The 17954-nt window shown below is 61.4% G+C and carries 18 protein-coding genes; 14 read left to right on the forward strand and 4 right to left on the reverse strand.

Annotated elements, in window-relative coordinates:
• Positions 1 to 273 precede the first annotated feature (273 nt).
• Positions 274 to 1764 (forward strand): hypothetical protein, encoded by a 1491-nt coding sequence (locus ACIBST_RS17000; RefSeq protein WP_397172598.1) that lies wholly within the window; start codon positions 274 to 276, stop codon positions 1762 to 1764.
• A gap of 860 nt (positions 1765 to 2624) precedes the next feature.
• On the opposite strand, the gene ACIBST_RS17005 is transcribed toward ACIBST_RS17000, so the two are convergent.
• A complete protein-coding gene (locus ACIBST_RS17005; RefSeq protein WP_397172599.1) occupies positions 2625 to 3956 on the reverse strand; it encodes a hypothetical protein in 1332 nt (443 codons plus the stop codon).
• A gap of 266 nt (positions 3957 to 4222) precedes the next feature.
• On the opposite strand from ACIBST_RS17005, the gene ACIBST_RS17010 reads away from it, so the two are divergent.
• Genes ACIBST_RS17010 through ACIBST_RS17020 form a run of 3 tightly spaced genes read left to right on the forward strand, consistent with a single transcriptional unit; the run spans position 4223 to position 7878 of the window.
• The gene (locus ACIBST_RS17010) at positions 4223 to 6193 is read left to right on the forward strand and encodes an AAA family ATPase (RefSeq protein WP_397172601.1); all 1971 of its coding nucleotides are present in this window, start codon (positions 4223 to 4225) and stop codon (positions 6191 to 6193) included.
• Complete coding sequence (locus ACIBST_RS17015; protein ID WP_397172602.1) at positions 6190 to 6789, forward strand: hypothetical protein; 600 nt, start codon at positions 6190 to 6192, stop codon at positions 6787 to 6789. Before ACIBST_RS17010 ends, ACIBST_RS17015 begins: the two co-directional genes overlap by 4 nt.
• Positions 6790 to 6801: 12 nt before the next feature.
• A complete protein-coding gene (locus tag ACIBST_RS17020; protein WP_397172604.1) occupies positions 6802 to 7878 on the forward strand; it encodes a hypothetical protein in 1077 nt (358 codons plus the stop codon).
• A 491-nt stretch (positions 7879 to 8369) separates the two neighbouring features.
• Here ACIBST_RS17020 and ACIBST_RS17025 read toward each other — a convergent pair whose 3' ends face one another.
• Together ACIBST_RS17025 and ACIBST_RS17030 are read right to left on the reverse strand one after the other, a co-directional pair.
• On the reverse strand, positions 8370 to 8837 hold the full coding sequence (locus tag ACIBST_RS17025) for an SRPBCC family protein (protein WP_397172605.1): 468 nt from the start codon (positions 8835 to 8837) through the stop codon (positions 8370 to 8372).
• Positions 8838 to 8971: 134 nt separating this feature from the next.
• Entirely contained in the window at positions 8972 to 9199 is a 228-nt protein-coding gene (locus ACIBST_RS17030; protein WP_363943795.1) for a winged helix-turn-helix domain-containing protein, read from the reverse strand.
• A gap of 771 nt (positions 9200 to 9970) precedes the next feature.
• Between ACIBST_RS17030 and ACIBST_RS17035 the strand changes: the two genes are divergently transcribed.
• Positions 9971 to 11185: a helix-turn-helix domain-containing protein gene (locus ACIBST_RS17035; protein WP_397172606.1), complete on the forward strand. Its 1215-nt coding sequence runs from the start codon at positions 9971 to 9973 to the stop codon at positions 11183 to 11185.
• A 191-nt stretch (positions 11186 to 11376) separates the two neighbouring features.
• Here ACIBST_RS17035 and ACIBST_RS17040 read toward each other — a convergent pair whose 3' ends face one another.
• Positions 11377 to 11757, reverse strand: coding sequence for a winged helix-turn-helix domain-containing protein (locus ACIBST_RS17040; protein ID WP_352365802.1), 381 nt, complete (start codon positions 11755 to 11757; stop codon positions 11377 to 11379).
• Between the two features lie 144 nt (positions 11758 to 11901).
• On the opposite strand from ACIBST_RS17040, the gene ACIBST_RS17045 reads away from it, so the two are divergent.
• The 9 genes from ACIBST_RS17045 to xerC all read left to right on the forward strand — a co-directional run bounded on the left by ACIBST_RS17045 (position 11902) and on the right by xerC (position 17906).
• Complete coding sequence (locus ACIBST_RS17045) at positions 11902 to 12234, forward strand: hypothetical protein (RefSeq protein WP_189653360.1); 333 nt, start codon at positions 11902 to 11904, stop codon at positions 12232 to 12234.
• A gap of 13 nt (positions 12235 to 12247) precedes the next feature.
• A complete protein-coding gene (locus tag ACIBST_RS17050; protein WP_397173521.1) occupies positions 12248 to 13597 on the forward strand; it encodes an FtsK/SpoIIIE domain-containing protein in 1350 nt (449 codons plus the stop codon).
• Positions 13598 to 13603: 6 nt separating this feature from the next.
• Positions 13604 to 14299 carry a DUF2637 domain-containing protein gene (locus tag ACIBST_RS17055; RefSeq protein ID WP_397172608.1) on the forward strand — a complete coding sequence of 232 codons (696 nt, stop codon included), beginning with the start codon at positions 13604 to 13606 and terminating at the stop codon, positions 14297 to 14299.
• Between the two features lie 13 nt (positions 14300 to 14312).
• Positions 14313 to 14654 (forward strand): hypothetical protein, encoded by a 342-nt coding sequence (locus tag ACIBST_RS17060; RefSeq protein ID WP_397172610.1) that lies wholly within the window; start codon positions 14313 to 14315, stop codon positions 14652 to 14654.
• 2 nt (positions 14655 to 14656) lie between these two features.
• Positions 14657 to 14824, forward strand: a complete 168-nt coding sequence (locus ACIBST_RS17065; protein ID WP_397172612.1) for a hypothetical protein — start codon at positions 14657 to 14659, stop codon at positions 14822 to 14824.
• Entirely contained in the window at positions 14821 to 14979 is a 159-nt protein-coding gene (locus ACIBST_RS17070; RefSeq protein WP_397172613.1) for a hypothetical protein, read from the forward strand. The genes ACIBST_RS17065 and ACIBST_RS17070 overlap by 4 nt, the downstream gene beginning before the upstream one ends.
• A 122-nt stretch (positions 14980 to 15101) precedes the next feature.
• Positions 15102 to 16436: a replication initiator gene (locus ACIBST_RS17075; protein WP_397172615.1), complete on the forward strand. Its 1335-nt coding sequence runs from the start codon at positions 15102 to 15104 to the stop codon at positions 16434 to 16436.
• Complete coding sequence (locus ACIBST_RS17080; protein WP_397172616.1) at positions 16426 to 16608, forward strand: helix-turn-helix transcriptional regulator; 183 nt, start codon at positions 16426 to 16428, stop codon at positions 16606 to 16608. Before ACIBST_RS17075 ends, ACIBST_RS17080 begins: the two co-directional genes overlap by 11 nt.
• A complete protein-coding gene (gene xerC / locus ACIBST_RS17085; RefSeq protein ID WP_397172618.1) occupies positions 16608 to 17906 on the forward strand; it encodes a tyrosine recombinase XerC in 1299 nt (432 codons plus the stop codon). The genes ACIBST_RS17080 and xerC overlap by 1 nt, the downstream gene beginning before the upstream one ends.
• Positions 17907 to 17954 lie beyond the last annotated feature (48 nt).

The raw sequence follows: 17954 nt of genomic DNA on the forward strand, positions 1-17954 counted from the left end.
GTTGGTTCTTCTTGGTCGTTGAACCCTTTACCGGAGACCTCTCTGCATGTCCGGCTTCGACACGCCGTTGATCAACACTTCGAAACAGGCCCTAGAGCGCGGAAGCGGCGGAACAGCCCACAATCGAGGACTCAGGCGAACGTACGCCCTGTTCCCAGCAAACTCTTCAGTGATGCAAGCCCAGCGGAGTCGCGCGTAGGCTGACGTGTGGTTGTGGTGGTATCTAACTAAATGGCGCTCGCTCCGTGAGCGTGGATACGGCAAGATGGGTGTGTGAGCGATGACATCACTCTCCCAGGTAGTGTGCGTGCGATTGTTGTCGACACGAACGCGACAGGAAACGGGCAATTTGATATTGAGATGTTGGGCACCCTTGCCAAGGCTCTCACAAAGCTTCCAGAGATAGAGATTTGGATTCCTGAGCCCGTAATGTGGGAGTGGGCCGCTCACGCGCAACAGATTTATAACGAGTATGTCGAAAAAAATAATGCCGCCTCGAAGCGGCTTGGCCGCACCGGCATTGCTCTCCGGCTATCACGAATCCAGGATGCAGAACGACAAGACATCCAGCGAGCGATTCTCCGACGCATCGAGGAGCTTGATCACCCCTTCAGAATTTTGCAACTAAAGGACTATCCGGAGATTGCAATTACTGCATTGCAGGATCAAGTATTGTTGCGGACGCCGGCGAAACGAAAATCTGATGTAAAAACAGGAGCTGCAGATAGCGCATCCCTGCGTCTGGCGTGTACAGCGGCCGCTAATAGAGACATTGATTGGGTAATCGTCAGTGCCGATCCAGACATTTCGAGAGCGCTGCAGGAATGGCAGATATCTACTGCGAAGATTTTCCCAAACATCAAGGCACTTCGAACCGCCATCCTTGCCACTGAGCCCATAGAAATCAGATTTGTGCGCTCTATTTATCAAGGCGCATGGCAGCAGTTGGGTGACTTCGGTACGGGGGTTGTCTCTCTAGGTGAAATCCATGATGCCGGCATCTCAGACAAGGTTCTTGGCGGATCCAATCGATATCTATCCCTCGATCTACAAGTCGAATCGCTTCGCCATATTGTCTCCCTCCGTTCCGTGGAGGTTGACCACGAAGCGAACCTCGGTACGGCAGAGATCGTAGCCTTGGGCGACGTCGAAGTCGCCGGCTGGAATATGGACCATTTCGGCGACAAGCTAGTCGCCGATTATGGTACTGCGTACGATGGGTTAATTACTATCGCCATGACCTTCACTGTAGCCGCGGAAGATGCCGTCGATGTTAGAGTTGAGGATTGTCGGGTATCGCCGCGTGAGACACGCTTTATAGATGGTATTGATGCACTAGAGAACTTGTTGCGCGCGATCTCCGAGATGCCCGGTTTTGCCGAACTTCCCTCGAGTCGATCAGGAATCCTTGCTGGCCCTACCTGGGTTCGGACGATTAACGGAAAATCAGTCGCTATCATCTTTGATGGGTCTGGCGATAGGAACAATTTCTGTGAGTGGACCGTAACGTCGAAAGTAGGAAGCAGCAATATATCGATCTCCGGCCACTTTGAAGAGCCGGGGGTAAATGGAGAAATTGGAGACGAGGTGAGACCTTCATTTGTTATATCGAGTAACGACGGGCTTGGACTTCACGCCATGACGCGCTTCTTGCTTACCCGAGTGTATGATGTCCAGGACCTTCCCGAAGCCGTTATTGACGACCACGGAATGATCCTCACCATGAGCATAGATACACGTGAAGGTCCTGTTGAAGAGGACTGATTGTCCAGGACTCCACTTGCCAGGCCAAGTGCGTTGATGTTCCCAGCGCGTGCTCAGGAATCCGCCCAATCTCAACCGCCATTCGACCTTCTGATCCGTAGTCAAGCGGAGGGCTGTGGTCGAGGGCCAGCGCTGCAGTTCAACCGTGTGACGCCGTACGGGACGATCAGGCTGTGTGAGGCCGCGTTGCTGTACTTCTCTGCTGTACAGCCGAGAAGTACAGCAACCGTGTATCCGGTGGCGAGCCGACCCGTAGCGCAGGGCCGCCAGGCCCGAGCACCGGAAGCGGCGCGGCCGCCTGACCGTCCACTCTCAGGCGGAATAATCCCCCTGCTCCCCCGGTCCGCGCCGAGGTCAGCGGTGCTGCCCAGATGCCGACGTGTGCTCATGGTGGCCGACGTTGTCGTCACAGTTAGCGTCACATTAGCCGTGGGTCTCAAGTATCTCGATGGCTTGCAGTACGTCGGTAACCATGTGGTCGGCCTAGTGGTCGACTCCGCGCCAGATCCCTCGGTCGAACCAAACTGCCCGGAGGCCGCGGCTCCTCCGCCGGCTATGTCAGCGGTCAGGTTGTCACCGATCACCCATCCGCCCTCTGAGAGAGCCGCGCCGCAACGCTTGGTCACGACCTCAAACAGGCCGACGTCGGGCTGGCGGACGCCCTCCTGCCCCGACAGCGCATAGGCGTCGATAGCCTCGGCCAGCCCCGTCTGCTAGATCTTGCCGAGCTGGTTGTCCGCTGCCCTGTTGGTGACGATCGCAACTCGCCACCCGGAAGCGCGTAGGTGCGTCAACCCCTCCAGGACTTCAGGCCGACGGTGCACGAAGTGAGGCATGCGCCTCCGGTACTGGCCCGTGATCTATACGGGTTCCAACACCACAACACTTTCTCGCAAGAACTCACTATCAGCGTTTCGGCGAATAAGTTCCCTTGCGACACGAAGCTCTGCTACTCGCCAGCCAACCAATTCCGCCAATGCACCCATGACTACGTCTGCCGCAATTATAAATGAATCATCCCCCGCCCCGTGAGCGGAATTGCCTACAATAAACACCAAGTGACCCTTGGGCGCGATTGAGCGACGACAGGATTTCAAGGTTCTAAACATGTCATCAGCATAACCCTTCACCACTTCAATCCTGCCACTTCGATACCTATCGTCCGGTATCGCTGCAATGATTGGATCGATGACTGCGTCTACCTCTTCAGACACGTCGGTACTTAGGTAGGAATACCCTTGATTAAAGCGGATGCTAGGGTGGCTGCGTACCGTCAACTGTCGCTGAGCCTTCATATCATCCGGACTTTCGTAGCAGCCGAGTACCCAAGCTTCCGTCTTATAGACTTCTGTGTAGTCGATGTTATTAGGATATGGTGGAGAGAAAACAATCCAATCGTATTCGCCAGTCCCTCGGCTTCCTTCCCTGCCGTCGCCAAGGATGACAGTTCCGGATCCCTCCAGTGGCTCAGAGACCTCCATATCCTGCAGAACTGCTGCGGCACGCTCGCTGAAGGCACTCCAGGCAGTCCTTGGCTGTCGATTCGGAACGAAACGCAGCGCACGTCCATCTCTGCGGAGACGCCCGCAGGCTTCAACAGAAGCAGCAACACAGACTCTAAGAAGGGAGCGTGTCAAACCTTCCGAACAAGCATCGATCGCAAGGCGAATAGCGATGAGATCCTCGACGTTTTCCCTCGGAAAATAAGCCTCGTTCCGCAATGTAGCTTGCTCTGGCACCTGCAACGGCGAGTTCCGTAAATCGCGAAAGATCTTCTCAACTGACTCCAACGCAACTTGAAAGCTCTTGGCGGCCTCTCGCCCCGAGATCCTGCCAAGCACCTTGGCATTCGAAAGCTCCCACAAGAACGGATTTCGCTCAACGCCCCTCACATCGCTGGGGATGTTCTTATCCGCCGAGAAGTCGAGAGCGCTAAGAAGAGTAGTACCGCTACCGCTATAGGGATCGAAAACCCGCAAGGGATCCTTCGTCTTGAAACCACTGTCAGCGACCAATTGGGCAAACAGCTGCGAGGAGTAAGCCTCTTTCAGATGAAACCATCGGTGAAACGGCGTTGAAGCATTTCCGTTGGGAACGACGAGTCGCCGGTACGTCTCGCTGGATGTAACTTTCCATTCCTTTTGAAGGTTGCGGTAATGAGTGGTCAGCGCGCCGGCGCCGGCCTGAGCCATAGGTACTCCTCGTGGTCCCCGGTGGCTCCGGTTGCCTTTGTAGGCAGGGCAACAAACACCGCTGGCGCAAGCACGAGCCACACAACTAGCGGAGGGTACCACAAATAGCGCCACCTGTCTCTGTACCAGGGGCGCTGTAGGACGCAGTATGTACTAGGGCTCCAGACTGAGTCCATCGATCCGCGACTTCAGCCAGAGCGTACCTGGCGAAGGTCCCTCCAAACCAGTACAGTCACGAGGCGTGAGGGCCATTCAGGGAGGCTTGGATGAGTGAGACCGCGACCGGGATACTGCTACCGCAGGTCAAACGTCTAAAAATCTCTCATTTCTCTCTCTACCGAAACCGCATCGAAAACATAGTTTCCTTCGACAAAGACGTTTTTTGTTTGTCGGGCGCCAACGGACTTGGGAAATCTACTTTTCTTGCGATTCTGAATTTTGCTCTCACTGGAGCAGTGGCCCCTCCAGATGTCAAGGTTCTATCGCTCTCTGAGTATCGCCAAGGTGCTCGCTCCTACGCGTCTGACTACTTCACCGGAAGAATCAAGACGAGCGACCGCGAAATCGCCGACGTAACAATCGACTTCTCCGTCGGCCCATACGACTACACTGTCCGTCGCGGCTTCTTCCAAGTAGATGAGCTTAAATACCTGAGAATTCACGGGCCTGGGTACGAGGTAGAGCGGGCGGCCGAGATCGAAGAGACCGCCACTTGCAAAGAGATTTTTTATGAATATGAGTCTCATATCCTGCAGCACACTGGCCTAGCTCAATTTGACCAACTGGTATACATTCAGCATCTCTTGGTCACCTTTGATGAGCGTCGCCATTTGCTGTTCTGGGACCCCGAAGTAGCTCGATTCTCTCTCTTTCTTGCTTTCGGTCTCGACACTTCCCGCGCAGACGCAGCTGGCGAGTGGCAGAGAAAAGCAGATCGACTTGAGTCGCAAGCCAGAAACGCCCAGTATCAAGCGACATCCGCACGTTCGCAGATCCAGGACCTTCTAGAGAGGAGCGGTGCTCCAGCTGAACTGAATGAGGATCTGGAAGAGAAGCATCGCCAACTGACAAACGCTCAAGAGAAGTGCACAGCCGCCGTGAATTACAGGCTCGCACAAGAAAAAGACGCGAGACTCAACGTCGGCATCGCTGCTGCAGAGCATCATGCACTCATGGCTGAGTACGATCGTGTTTTCAACGAGCGCCTAAGTCCTCGCAGTGGCGCTATCGAGCATCCGCTGATAACGAGGCTGATGCATGAGCAAAATTGCGGAATCTGTGGCAGTACAGACATCAGTGAGCTCAGTGAGCTGGAAAGTCTTATTGCCTCAAACAAGTGTCCTCTGTGCCGAAGCGACACAACGGCGGCGACTGATACGGACGAGGACTTTGACGCCCTGCGCCAGTTGGACTTGAGGCTTCAGCAAAGCAGCACACGGTTGAAGTCTGCCCAGGAGGATCTCGAACGGACGGCACAGAAGCTTGCTTCGACGCAGGAAGAGCTTCGGGCCGCCACACGTGCCGTCGAGCAATTCGAAGAGGAAAATTCCGAGTGGATTCGGAATAAGGCAGCACACTCAGGCGTCTCGGAGGTCATCAAGCAGCTAGAAGCCGAATATCGAAACGCTCAAGAGAGAAGAGATCGGTTCCGCGAGAAGCGTGATGAATACTACGCTCTTCTTAACCCGGTTAAGCGCGAGCTTGCTGACAGGTACGCGGAAGCAGAAACTGAATTCCTGCCACGGTTCCAGAGTCTGGCGCGTGCATTCTTGGGGATGGACCTGCACTGCCGACTTGAGCCACGAGCTCGCGGGCCTGAGCTTGTAGTCACTGTCGACGGGCAGACTCGACGAGAGCAGAACATGCTCTCTGAGAGCCAACGGTACTTCATAGATATAGCCCTGCGGATGGCTCTTACAGAACACATGCTTGGAGGACGATCGCCGGCATGTCTTCTGATCGATACTCCCGAAGGCTCACTTGACATTGCCTACGAAAGCCGTGCTGGCGAAATGTTTGGGGCGTTTGTACGCCGATGCAACCGGCTTATTATGACAGCTAACTTGAACTCTAATCGCCTGGTTCTAGAGTTGGCACATGTCTGCAGTCGCGAGCTTATGCATGTTGAGCGTATGACTAACTGGTCCGTTCTTACAGAAGTTCAAGCCCGTTCCGAAGAACTTTTCGACCAATCGTATGCTGCCATTCAGGCCAGCTTGGACGGGAGAATATTTTGATCCAAGCATCACCAGAGGCGTCCTTTGATGCCTTGTTCGTGGTCTCGGAAGTTTCAGGTGAGCGAGGGGGCATCTCGCTAAGCGCAGTACAGATTTTCATATACCTGGCTTGCCTTCTTGGGCTATACGACAGAAAACCAGTGGCTAGTTGGGGATACACGTTTTTTTCTACACCTGCTTCGTCTCCCTTTAGTTTGGAACTATTCCACGCTGTCGAGTTTCTCAAGTCTCGACACCTGCTTGCATCAAACGAAGACAAGCTCCAGATCACGGAGACTGGTAAGCGAGAGCTCAAGCGGTGGCTAGAACTCGGGCGTTTCAAAGACCGCATTCCTTATTTGCGTGGATCCACCGGCGCCTCTGCTGCTATGCCCGTTTCTTCCGTCGAAGAAGGAGTCTCTCACGAACCGCACCTTGCCCGAGCTGTGCATCTCGATGTGCCGCAAGAACTTTTGGAAGATGCCAATCTGACGCAGGTTTATGATCAATTTGCAGTACTTAAAACGACGCTAGGGAACGACATTCCTGACTATATGGTTCCGGCGGTGGTATGGCTCAGTTTCTTGCTAGAGCAGGCCTCTAGCGCTGGGAGCTAGTGAGGGGATAGCGTGAACCAGACTCAACTAGAGCGGCTTGCTGAACTGGCTCGCGGGCACTACATCACGGTAGCAGCGGAGAGTCTGGGGGATTCTGCGCCAGATGTCTTACGTGATTTCCTGCCGAAACTTAAAGAGATCCATCGAGCAGTGGATTATGAATCCATCAACGTTGCTCTCACCGTCTTCTATCGCACCGACGGCAATGCGAATCCTCTTGACTACTCTCGTGCCTATAAGGTAACGGAAGTTACTAGCCTCGCCTTGCACAACGACGGCGTATTGACGGTCGAAGTTAGTGATGACGATGTGTTCTGGGTCTGGAAGGAGATGTATGGCCCGGCAGAACTCGGCCAGGGTATCGTTCTCTATCATTATGTACCTGGCAAGGGAGAAGAGTTCTGGGTTAACGGACACCTAGGCAAGGTTCCTGCAACCGTCGCCTTCACTAAAATCTTCGGCATATCTAAGTTCAGTGAACTGGCCGAGTGCCTCGATCGCTATGCAGTGCGCCTCGCCCGCTCCAGCCAATGTCATATCCTAGCGTCTCTGTGGCGTGAAGAAGCTCGGATCATTTGGCAGTCCGCACCTGAAGCTCACATGCGTGATTCGCTAGTACAGCATCTGACTAGCAGTCTGGAAGGTAATCCAGACATCAGGCCAGAGAGCAATGTAGATGACCGCAACCCGGTTGACATAGAAATTAAGTGGGAAAACTCTAATCGCATTGCTATGATTGAAATTAAGTGGCTCGGACATAGTGGTGTGCTGGGCGACAACCCAAGGATAACGAGCAGCCATGCTGAAAGTCGGGCACATGAAGGGCTCAGACAGCTGGCGGAATACCTCGACAGGACACGCGAAAGAAATGCTACGTACGATCGACGAGGTTTCCTTTTTATATTTGATGGTCGGCGAGCCAGGGTTAAAGCAGAAAGTGTCACGCTATCGGAAAAAGATGCTTGGGCCTTTCGCGACAAGCATATTGTGTTCGACGCCGCACTAGTCGGCCGAAGTGACATGGCTGATCCGATCCGTTGCTTCTGCGAGCCCCGGATTGGACGTGCGAGTAGCCCAAGTCGAGCATGACTGCAACGAGCAGAGGCCGGTAAAAGTATTTTGGCTTGAGGGGCGTTTTATGTCCTCATAAAACATTCGGCGCGTTGGGTCGGTCTACGGACCTGCTCGTCGTCTTTAACCTGCGACATGAGGACACCGGGTAATTCGGTGGCAAGCCGACCCGTACCGCAGGGCCGCTAAGGCCCGAGGAGCGGAAGCGGCGCGGCAGCCTTACGGGGGATCACATCGACTACCAGAAGGCATTCCCAGCTGTGGTAGTCCGCCTGGTGGAACTTAGCGCGTGGGCGGCGCCGGCCGGGACCGGCCGAAGAGCCGCAGCCCGGCCGGCTGGCCGACCGGCGCGCGATGCGGACCGCCGTAGGCGGGCCGCTTTAAAACCGTAGGGAAAGTTCTCATCCGGCCGTGAGGCTCTCCGTCTGACCTGCTGTTTTGTTGACTTCTCTCGTGCTGGCGATGCTGGTCAGGCTGGGGCTGGCCCCTCGGTCCCAAGCCGAGCTGACTCAGCCGGCCTCTTCGACGTGCGACGCCAGGTTGGCCAGCGAGGAGGCGATCCCGGCTTCATGCACCGCCTGGTCGATGCCGAGTGGTACGCCCGTGGCGGTGACGGTTACCTCGGTCCCTTCGCCGACGGCAGTCAGGTGCCAGGTCATCGTCATGGTGCCCGCGTACGACGGATCATCGGCCTCGAACACTGCCCGCTGCACCACGCGCTCCGGTGGAACCAGGTCGACGAACGCGACATCGACGACGTCCGTCGCGTCTGACGTCTTGCCGGGGCTGTCGGTGGGGTCGAGGTACGTGAGGACCATCCGGAACCCGCCACCAGGCCGGGGATCCCACCGCTCGATCCGCCCGCGCATGCCGTCCGGCGGCAGCCAAGCTTCGAGCGACTCCCGGTCGAGGAGGGCGCCGTAGACAGTCGCCGATGGTGCCGCGATCAGCCGGCTGGCGCGGTCAGTCCTGGCCATAGCCCGAGTCTAGGACCGAAGCTCCCCAGGTCCATCCTCGCATAACGACAGGCCGGCCCAGCGCCTGTGAAGGTGCCGTGGATAGCCCCCATCAGGTGTCGCCTCAGATGCTGCTGTTGAGGGGGCAGGCATGACTACTGTGGGGACACGATGGAGCCCTTGCCGGGCTTTGTGGTGATCAGCTCTCGTTCTCTGAGTGCTTCCATCGCCTTGCGGATGGTCACTCGTGCGACGTCGAACTCCTCCTGCAGCTTCACCTCGGAGATGAGGGTGAGGGGCGGGTAGGTGCCGTCGCCGATGCGCTCGGCCACGACGTTGGCTATCTGCTCCCACTTGTAGAGCCGCGGGTCCCATTCGATCACGGGACGACTCTAGGTATCCCTGCACCTAACGGCATAGAACAGGCATTGCTAGGAATGCTATAGACAGGTTAATATAGGCTGGGATAGGTTGCGGGCATGGCGTTGGTGAGCGGCTGTTCGGAGTCCCTCCGGGTGGGGCTCCGTTCGGGCGCTTCGGTCTGCCGCTCCACGAGGATGCGCTGTGCGACTGGAGATAGCTCCTCGCTCACCAACGCCTGTTCATCGGTCGGGACATCCGCGAGCAGTGCCGGCGCCGAGCTGGCGATCGCGCGTTACGAAGGACGGTGAGCCCGGTGGCAGACTTCGGAGACTTCCACGGTACGCACCCTGCCCCGCCTCGCCCTCATGCGGTGTCGGTGAGGTGGCTCCCGGTCGAGCGGTCTCCGGATCAGGCCCGGGTCGTGCACTACACCTGCGAATGCCTGCCGCTGGTCTTCGAGCAATGCATGGCCGGCGGCCAGGGCTTCGTCCGGCGACACGACCGGTCCGTCTTTCCCTGGGGTCTGGCAGAGAGCCCGCGCATGCGGGTCGTCGATGCCATGACGCTGTGGCGACAGCTCATGTGCGGGGAAGCGAGGTAGCGACACACAGTCCCGGCGAGTCATGCACACGTAGCGTCACTTTCTGAAGTCGATCAGTGACGAACGTTTCCGCAGGTCGACGGCCGACCTGCGGTTTCGCATGCCCTCCGACTGGCAGTTTTTCTGCCAGTGACGCAGGTCACCCGTCTTATCGTCGAAGCAGGCGACGACGAGAAGGAGGGGCGGCGACGTGGCAACAGAGTACGTGACGCAGGGCCAGCGGATCGCGCGGGCTCGTCACCGCAAGGGCTGGGATCAGGCAACCCTCGCCGAGAAGGTCGGCCGATCTGTCTCCTGGCTGTCGAAGGTGGAGAACGGGCGGATGCCGCTGGACCGGATGAGTGTCGTCGGGCAGCTCGCCGAGGCGCTCGGGGTGGAGGTCGGCGAGCTGACGGGCCAGCCGTACCAGCACGAGACGACGGAGCTCGACTCCGGGCACGCGGCTGTTCCGGGGCTTCGGCTCGCGCTTCAGCGGGCGTCGTTGCCCAGCGGGATCGGGCTGCCGGCGCGCGGGGAGCCGCGGACGTTGCAGGAGTTGGAGGCGAACGTACGCCTGGCGGAGCAGCTTCGTCAGGACGCCAAGTTCACCGCCCTCGGTGAGGTGCTGCCCAGGATCCTCATCGACCTGATCGCGATCACCAACGGTTCCTCGGCCGATCGCGACCGGGCCGAGGCGTTGATGCTACGGGCCTGCCACATGGCGCGGGTGTCGTCGAACCTGCTGGGGCACCATGATCTCGGCTGGACGGCGGTACAGCGCGAACTCGTGGCCGCGCAGCACGTGGGCTCGCCTGATCTGATCGCGGCGGCGAGCTGGGACCTGTGCGGGGTGTGGCTGCACGAAGCGCAGCTCGACCCGGCCAAGGACGCGGCTCTGTCGGCACTGGACCAGATCGAGCCGTACGTTAGCGGAGACGACACGATCAAGGCGATGTGGGGTGCCCTGCATCTGCGGGCCGCCGTGGCGTACTCCCGGCTGTGGGACCAGAGAGAGGCGGAGAGCCATCTGGACGAGGCCCGCCGCGTCGCCGAGGTCCTGCCGCGGGACGGGAACGCGTTCCAGACCCAGTTCAACCGGGTCAACACCACCATTCACGCCGTCGAGGTCAGTATGGAGCTGGGCCGGCCTCGTGAGGTCATCTCGCGGGCGGAACACGTCGAGATCGCCGAGATCGCCTCGTCCGAACGCCAAGCTCACTACTGGACCTGCACCGCGGCGGGCTACCACATGAACAGAAAGGACAACGAAGCCGCAGACGCTCTGCTCCGTGCCGACCGGATCGCGCCTCAGCACGTCCGGAACCGTCCGTTGGTCCGCAACATCGTGCGCGACCTGCGAGACAGCGGCAAGCTGCATCGTCAGCGCGAGATCCTCAACCTCGCCAAGGTGATGCGGCTGCTCTAAGTACGACAAGCGGAGGGCTATCCGCGCAATGGCTCCCCACCCAGCAGGTAACCCGGGGGCGCTTCGGCGTCCTGCCTACACGATGGGGTGATACATGGGTCTTAGCGAGACTGAACGACAGATCTTGCTTCGCGAGCTGGCGGAGATCGCGGTCGACCTGACCGAACTCCAGCGGCGTGCGACCAGGGTCTCTACTCGGCTTGATCAGGGCGAGTCCGAGCGTCCAACTCGTCCAGCCTGACCGTCAGCTTGTTCATGTGCTGACGGATCTCGCGCAACTGCTCGGAGATGATGCGGAACTCTTCGCTGTGCTCGCCAGGGGCGGGGACGGCCTCGACGTCATCAGGGGTGCGGGTGACGAAGCTGCCCGCCCCCTGGCGGGTCTCGATGAGCCCTTCGTCGCGGAGTACGGCCAGGGCGTTGCCGATGGTCATCATGGCCACGCCGTACTTCTCGGACAGCTCACGCGCCACGGGGAGCTGCTCCCCCACTGCATACCGGCCTGAGGCGATGTCGCGCCGAATGTCCTCGGCAATCCGCAGGTACGGCCGGCGCCGGTCAGTGGTTGCCATGACTCAACTTTAGCGGTTCTAGATGCCTAGGTCTCTGGGCAACCTGTAAGGAATCTCGAAGCGATTTAGCTATCTCGGTTTACAGAGCTAGTTACCTAGGTATCTTTGTAACTAGCTCAGTCACTCTGAAGGAGACCAGCTCTCATGCGCACCATCCCGATCCCCGTCGACACCTCCAAGCTCGTCATCACCTGCGTTAAGGCACCGAAGCCGCGCCTGGTCAACAAGGACACCGGCGAAATCAAGACCGACAAGAACGGCAACACCGTCTACGAGATCACCGTCTCGGTGGAAGACGAGTTCGGCCGGATCGAACTCGTCAAGATCGGCACTTCGGGGGAACCCCCGATCGCCGCCGGTCAGCAGGTCAACCCGTCCGGCATGGTCGGCTACGTCTGGGAAATCGCTGGCCGGTGGGGCATCTCCTACCGCGCCGCCGCTCTCCTACCGGCAGACACGGAGCCGCTTCGTGTCTGACACCACGCTCCTCATGCTCGGAGTCCTGGCCGCTGCGGCGGCCGGGCTCTGGGCCTGGCGCCGCTGGCACTACCCGTCGTTCTGGCTCGTGGCCGCCTTCCCGCTGGTCGCGGTGAGCGTACGGGCGAGCTGGCGCAAGGTCGCCCTCGGCTGTCACCTGACCAAGAAGCGGCAGCGCTTCTGGTTCACCACCGTCCCCGGCCTGGTCGCCTCGACCGGCGTCGTCCGCGTCCGGCGCAAGTGGCAGCGCATCGCCGTGGACACCAAGCCGTTCATGTGGCTGCCCAAGCCCACCCGCTACGGCTGGCGCGTCACCCTGCACACCCTGGAAGGGCAGATCCCCGGCGACTACGCCGACGCCGCCGAACGACTCGCCCACTCCTGGGGAGTCCACGCGATCCGCGTTTCCTCCCCTCGTCCCGGACGGGTCGTCCTGTCCGCCACCGTCCGTGACCCACTCGTCCGGGTCGAGACGCTGCCGACCTCGCCCGAACTGCTCAAGGTCACAGTGGGACGCCTGGAGACCGGCGGCCCCTGGACCATCGACTTCAGGACCGTCCCGCACTGGCTCAATGCCGGAGCGACGCAGTCCGGCAAGTCCAACCTCGCCAACGCCCTGGTCCAAGGGCTGGCTCCACAACCGGTCGCCCTGGTCGGGTTCGACCTCAAGGGCGGCGTGGAGTTCACTCCGTACAGCCCTCGCCTGTCAGCGCTGGGCACCACACGAGCCGAATGCGTCGCCCTGCTGGACGATCTCGTGGGCCTGATGACCGGCCGCATGGCTCAGTGCCGGGAGGCCGGCGCACGCAACATCTGGCAGCTCCCGGACGATCAGCGGCCCGTACCCGTCGTCGTCCTGGTCGACGAACTGGCCGAGCTGTACCTGATGGCCGACAAGTCGGAGAAGGACGAGATCGCCAAGACCTCGACGGCCCTGCTTCGGGTCGCCCAGCTCGGTAGGGCGTTCGGCATCTACCTGTTCTGCTGCGGCCAACGCATCGGCTCCGACCTCGGACCCGGCGTCACCGCTCTACGGGCCCAGTGCTCCGGGCGGATCTGCCACCGGGTCAACGATCCCGAGACCGCCACCATGACGCTCGGCGACCTCGACCCCGCCGCCCTCGCATCGGCTCGCGCCATTCCCGCCGAGACACCGGGCGTCGCCATCGTCGCCTCACAGGACGGCCAGTGGTACCGCGCCCGCTCCTACTACGTCAGCGAACAAGCCGCCGAACTCGCCGCCTCGACCTACGCCGACCGCTCGCCCGTCTGGGCCGACGTCGTCGCCGGCCACGCCGCCCACGTGAGCGACACCGACCTCGCCGAGTTCCTCAACTCCATCCCTGACCCAAGAGAGGCATGAACTCCGATGCGACGCCTCGCCCACTGGCTTCTCGACACCGGCCCCGTCCTCGTCCTGGCCCTCATCGCCGGAGCCGGGTCCTTCACCCACATCCGCGACACCGCCAGCGACCACGGACAGTCCGGCTGGATGGCCTGGGCGATCGCCGTCTGCATCGACCTCACCTGTGTCATGGCCGCCCGCGAGCGGCAACGCGACAAGAAGACCGCCCGTGAACGACGCGGCCTGATCTCCTGGCCCGTCCTCGTCCTGACCGGAGGCATCGTCCTGTCCCTGGCCGCCAACCTCCAACAAGCCGACCCGACCGCCTGGGGCTGGATCACCGCAGCCACCCCGGCAGCCGCCTTCCTCATCGCCGTCTCCATGCTCGAACGGCGGACGTCCGGCCCGCGTCCCACCTCGTCCCCAGACGTCTTCGGGACGTCCCGGAAAGACGTCCCCGCGTCCCCTCCGCGTCCCGACGCACCCGTAGCCGTCCCATCCGCAGACCGTCCCGCCCTCGTCCCCGCCCAGGACCGCCAGGACGAACACCCCGGACCGTCCCCGGCACTGGTCGACTACGCCCGCCGCGTCGCCGACGAACACCACACCCGACACGGCAAGCCCATCACCCGCGACGTTCTCCGCGCCCGCCTGGGCGTGTCCGACCAGCTCGCCTCCGACCTGCTCCACACCCTGCGCACCGTCCCTGAAACCACCTGAAAGGCGCACCACCATGAACAACGACCGAGACGCCCTCATCGCCGGACTCATCGCCATGGCGGGCTTCCTCAAGGCCCACCCTCAGATCCCGATCTCGATAGCGCCCGTCACCCTCCACGCCTTCCCCGACAACGGCTCCGACGACGACATGCGCACCGAGGTCGACAAGGTCGCCGCCCTGCTCGGCACAGAGATCGACCCCCACCACCTGCCCCATGACCACTACATGACCGGCATCGGCTTCGGACCGGTCCGCTACGAGTTCATCGCCATCCTCGCCGCCGCCCGCGCCCGTCACGCCGCCGATGACAGCTACCGCGGCTGCATCCAGATCGACACCACTCAGGAGCCCTGACCATGCGCATCCGCCTCGAAGGCAACCGCGCCGAACTCACCCTCGGCATGATCCACCTACGCCAGTTCTTCACTGTCACCAGCATGTCGCGGGCCTTCCCCGACAGAAGCCGGCCGCGGAACTACCGCCTCTACGTCACCATCACCCCGCGCAAGGACCACCGCCCATGACGACCGAAGAACCCTGGACCCACTGGCCCGCCATCCTCGCCCCCGTCCCGCTCGCCAAGAGCCGCTGCTGCACCTGCAACGGAACGGGCCTCGACGGCGACAGCGACACCTGCCGCGACTGCGACGGCAGCGGCATCGACAACCACGGCGCATAGCCGAGATCCCCTCACCTGGCCACACAACCGCCAAGTTCCGCGCCAGGTGAGGGGCCATCCCACTCCAGAACGCATCCGGACAGGACGGATCCATCTTGCACCACTCACACGCCATAGCCGGGATGATCGACCGGCTCCACCAACCCGACTACGACCGCTGGGCGCATCAGATCAAGCGCACCGGCGGCTGCCGACAGCCCATCCACCTGCGTGGCAAGGTCGAGCACTTCGACCAGGCCACCGGCCAACTGCTCCACCGCTACAGCACCAACCGCGAACCGGGCGGTGTCCTGCGCGTCCCGTGCAAGACCCGCCGCGCCTCCCGGTGTCCGGCCTGCGCCGAGGTCTACCGCGCCGACACCTACCAACTCGTCCGCGCCGGCCTCGTCGGCGGCAAGGGCGTCCCGGCGACGGTCAGCTCGCACCCGTGCCTGTTCGTCACCCTAACGGCACCATCCTTCGGGGCGGTCCACGTGCGGCGGGAGATGAACGGCAAGGTCCTGCCCTGCCACGCCCGCCGCAATGCGCACACTTGCCCGCACGGACAGCTCATGTCCTGCACCGACCGGCATCACGCCGACGACCCGCGTCTGGGCGAACCGCTGTGCCCCGACTGCTACGACTACGACGGCTCGGTCCTGTTCAACGCCATCAGCCCCGAACTGTGGCGCCGCTTCACCCTCGCCCTGCGCCGCCGCTTCGCCCGCCTCAACGGCCTGACCGTCAAAGCCCTACGCGACCAGGTGACCATCGCCTTCGCCAAGGTCGCCGAGTACCAGCGCCGCGGTGTCGTCCACTTCCATGCGGTCATCCGCCTGGATGGACCCGACGGTCCTAACGCACCTCCACCGGGCTGGGCCACCGCTGACGCCCTGGCCGACGCTGTCCAGCACGCGACAGCCGCCGTGACGGCCGAGGTCAAGCCGCTGAGCCGAACGTTCCGGTGGGGCACCCAGCTCGACGTCCGCCGCATCTCCATGGACGGCGACCTCACCGAACAGGCGGTTGCGGCCTACATCGCCAAGTACGCCACGAAGGCCGCCGAGTGCGTCGGCACTCTGGACCGGCGTATCCAGCCACTCGACAATCTCGACGCCCTCCCCGTTCGCGACCACGCCCGCCGGCTGATCGCCGCCTGCATGCGGCTGGGCAGCGACGAGGACCTGGCCGACCTACGGCTCACCCAATGGGCCCACATGCTCGGCTTCCGCGGCCACTTCTCCACCAAGAGCCGCCACTACTCCACCACCCTCGGCGACCTCCGCGCCGCCCGCGAAGAACACATGCGCACAGAAGAGATCAGCCTCGGGCGGCTGCCGCTCTTCGACGAGGACACCATCCTCGTCGTCGCTCACTGGGAGTACGCCGGACAGGGCCTCTCCCTCGGAGAACAACTCCTCGCCGCCGCCATCACAGGCCACCGCGTGCCGAACCTGGGGGAACCACATGACGCCTGAACTGCTCACGGTTCCGCAAGCCATGGCCACTTTGCAGGTCAGCCGGTGGACCCTCTACAACCTCATCCGCTCCGGCGAACTCAGCTCGATCCTCGTCGGCGTCCGCTGCCGCCGCATCCCCGCAACCGCGCTGAACGACTACATCACCCGACTCTGCGAGGAGGCCGCCTGATGCCCGCCAAGAGCACGCTCGCCTCCCCGGAGGAACCCAAGCGTTCGCGTACGAGTCGCCGTACGCGCGCCAACAACGAAGGCTCGATCTTCCCGTACAAGAACGGCTGGGCAGGCTACGTCTGGGTCACCACGCCGGAAGGCAAGAAGACCCGCAAGTGGGCCTACGGCAAGACTCGCGAGGAGACCCACGAGAAGTGGCTCAAGCTCCATGAGCAAGCCCGCAGGGGACCGGTGGCCACCAAGCACGAAACGGTGGCCGCCTTCCTCAAGCGCTGGCTCGGAGAAGTCATCGAGCCCAACAGGGAGCCCACGACCTACGTGGCGTACGAACCGCTCGTCCGGCTGTACATCGTCCCCGGCCTGGGCAAGAAGCGCCTCGACAAGCTCACCGTCCGGGACGTGCAAGCCTGGCTCAACACTTTGCCCACGCTCTGTACCTGCTGCGACCAGCGGAAGGATCACAAACGGCCGGAGCACAAGCGACGGTGCTGCTCGATCGGCAAGTGCTGCAAGGGCTACCTCTCCCGCAGCAGCATCGCGGGCATCCGGAGGGTCCTGCGCTCGGCGCTCGGCCACGCCCTGCGGGAAGAACTGGTCACGAGAAACGTCGCCTCGCTGACCACGCTCCCGAGCGCCAGCAAGACCAAGAAAAAGCGCCAGAACACGGTCTGGACTGTCGACGAGGCCCGCAGATTCCTGGAACACCTACGGGAGGTCGAAGACCCTCTCTACGCGGCGTACGTGCTCATCCTCGTCCTGGGCCTTCGTAGGGGAGAGGTCCTTGGTCTCACGTGGGACAGTGTGGATCTCGTCGGCGAACAGCTCTGGATCTCCCACCAGCTCACCAGGGTCGGTGGCCGGCTCCTCCATCGGCACACCACCAAGACAGAGGACTCGACCGCTTCGCTGCCACTCTTCGGCCTGTGCGTTTCCGCACTCAAGCACCGCCAGCGCATCCAGGAGGAGGCGCAGAAGATGGCCGGGGACGCATGGAAGACCTCGGACATGATGTTCACGACCCGTACCGGTACGCCGATCGAGCCGCGCAACTTCAACCGGGCCTTCGAGAACCACTGCCGTCGAGCGGGCGTCCCGCGCATACGTGTGCACGACACCCGGCACACCTGTGCCTCGCTCCTGGCCGCCCTCGACGTCCACCCGCGTGTGGCGATGCGCATCCTGCGGCACTCGCAGATCTCGATGACCATGGACGTCTACACGCAGATCCCGAGCCCCGAGACCCGCAAGGCGCTCGACCGGCTGAATGAGCGTCTGACCGCCGAATCAGACGGTTAGGCTCGGCGGCGTTGCTGTACAACGCTGCTGTACGCCCACGAAAAAGGC

Source organism: Nonomuraea sp. NPDC049684 (assembly GCF_044465345.1).
Classification (GTDB): Bacteria; Actinomycetota; Actinomycetes; order Streptosporangiales; family Streptosporangiaceae; genus Nonomuraea.

What these genes read in the sequence shown, in the direction of transcription:
- ACIBST_RS17005 (WP_397172599.1), bottom strand. Translation starts at nt 3,956, where the DNA reads ATGGCTCAGGCCGGCGCCGGCGCGCTGACCACTCATTACCGCAACCTT.
- ACIBST_RS17010 (WP_397172601.1), top strand. Translation starts at nt 4,223, where the DNA reads ATGAGTGAGACCGCGACCGGGATACTGCTACCGCAGGTCAAACGTCTA.
- ACIBST_RS17025 (WP_397172605.1), bottom strand. Translation starts at nt 8,837, where the DNA reads ATGGCCAGGACTGACCGCGCCAGCCGGCTGATCGCGGCACCATCGGCG.
- ACIBST_RS17040 (WP_352365802.1), bottom strand. Translation starts at nt 11,757, where the DNA reads ATGGCAACCACTGACCGGCGCCGGCCGTACCTGCGGATTGCCGAGGAC.
- ACIBST_RS17045 (WP_189653360.1), top strand. Translation starts at nt 11,902, where the DNA reads ATGCGCACCATCCCGATCCCCGTCGACACCTCCAAGCTCGTCATCACC.
- ACIBST_RS17050 (WP_397173521.1), top strand. Translation starts at nt 12,248, where the DNA reads ATGCTCGGAGTCCTGGCCGCTGCGGCGGCCGGGCTCTGGGCCTGGCGC.
- ACIBST_RS17055 (WP_397172608.1), top strand. Translation starts at nt 13,604, where the DNA reads ATGCGACGCCTCGCCCACTGGCTTCTCGACACCGGCCCCGTCCTCGTC.
- ACIBST_RS17060 (WP_397172610.1), top strand. Translation starts at nt 14,313, where the DNA reads ATGAACAACGACCGAGACGCCCTCATCGCCGGACTCATCGCCATGGCG.
- ACIBST_RS17065 (WP_397172612.1), top strand. Translation starts at nt 14,657, where the DNA reads ATGCGCATCCGCCTCGAAGGCAACCGCGCCGAACTCACCCTCGGCATG.
- ACIBST_RS17070 (WP_397172613.1), top strand. Translation starts at nt 14,821, where the DNA reads ATGACGACCGAAGAACCCTGGACCCACTGGCCCGCCATCCTCGCCCCC.
- ACIBST_RS17075 (WP_397172615.1), top strand. Translation starts at nt 15,102, where the DNA reads ATGATCGACCGGCTCCACCAACCCGACTACGACCGCTGGGCGCATCAG.
- ACIBST_RS17080 (WP_397172616.1), top strand. Translation starts at nt 16,426, where the DNA reads ATGACGCCTGAACTGCTCACGGTTCCGCAAGCCATGGCCACTTTGCAG.
- xerC (WP_397172618.1), top strand. Translation starts at nt 16,608, where the DNA reads ATGCCCGCCAAGAGCACGCTCGCCTCCCCGGAGGAACCCAAGCGTTCG.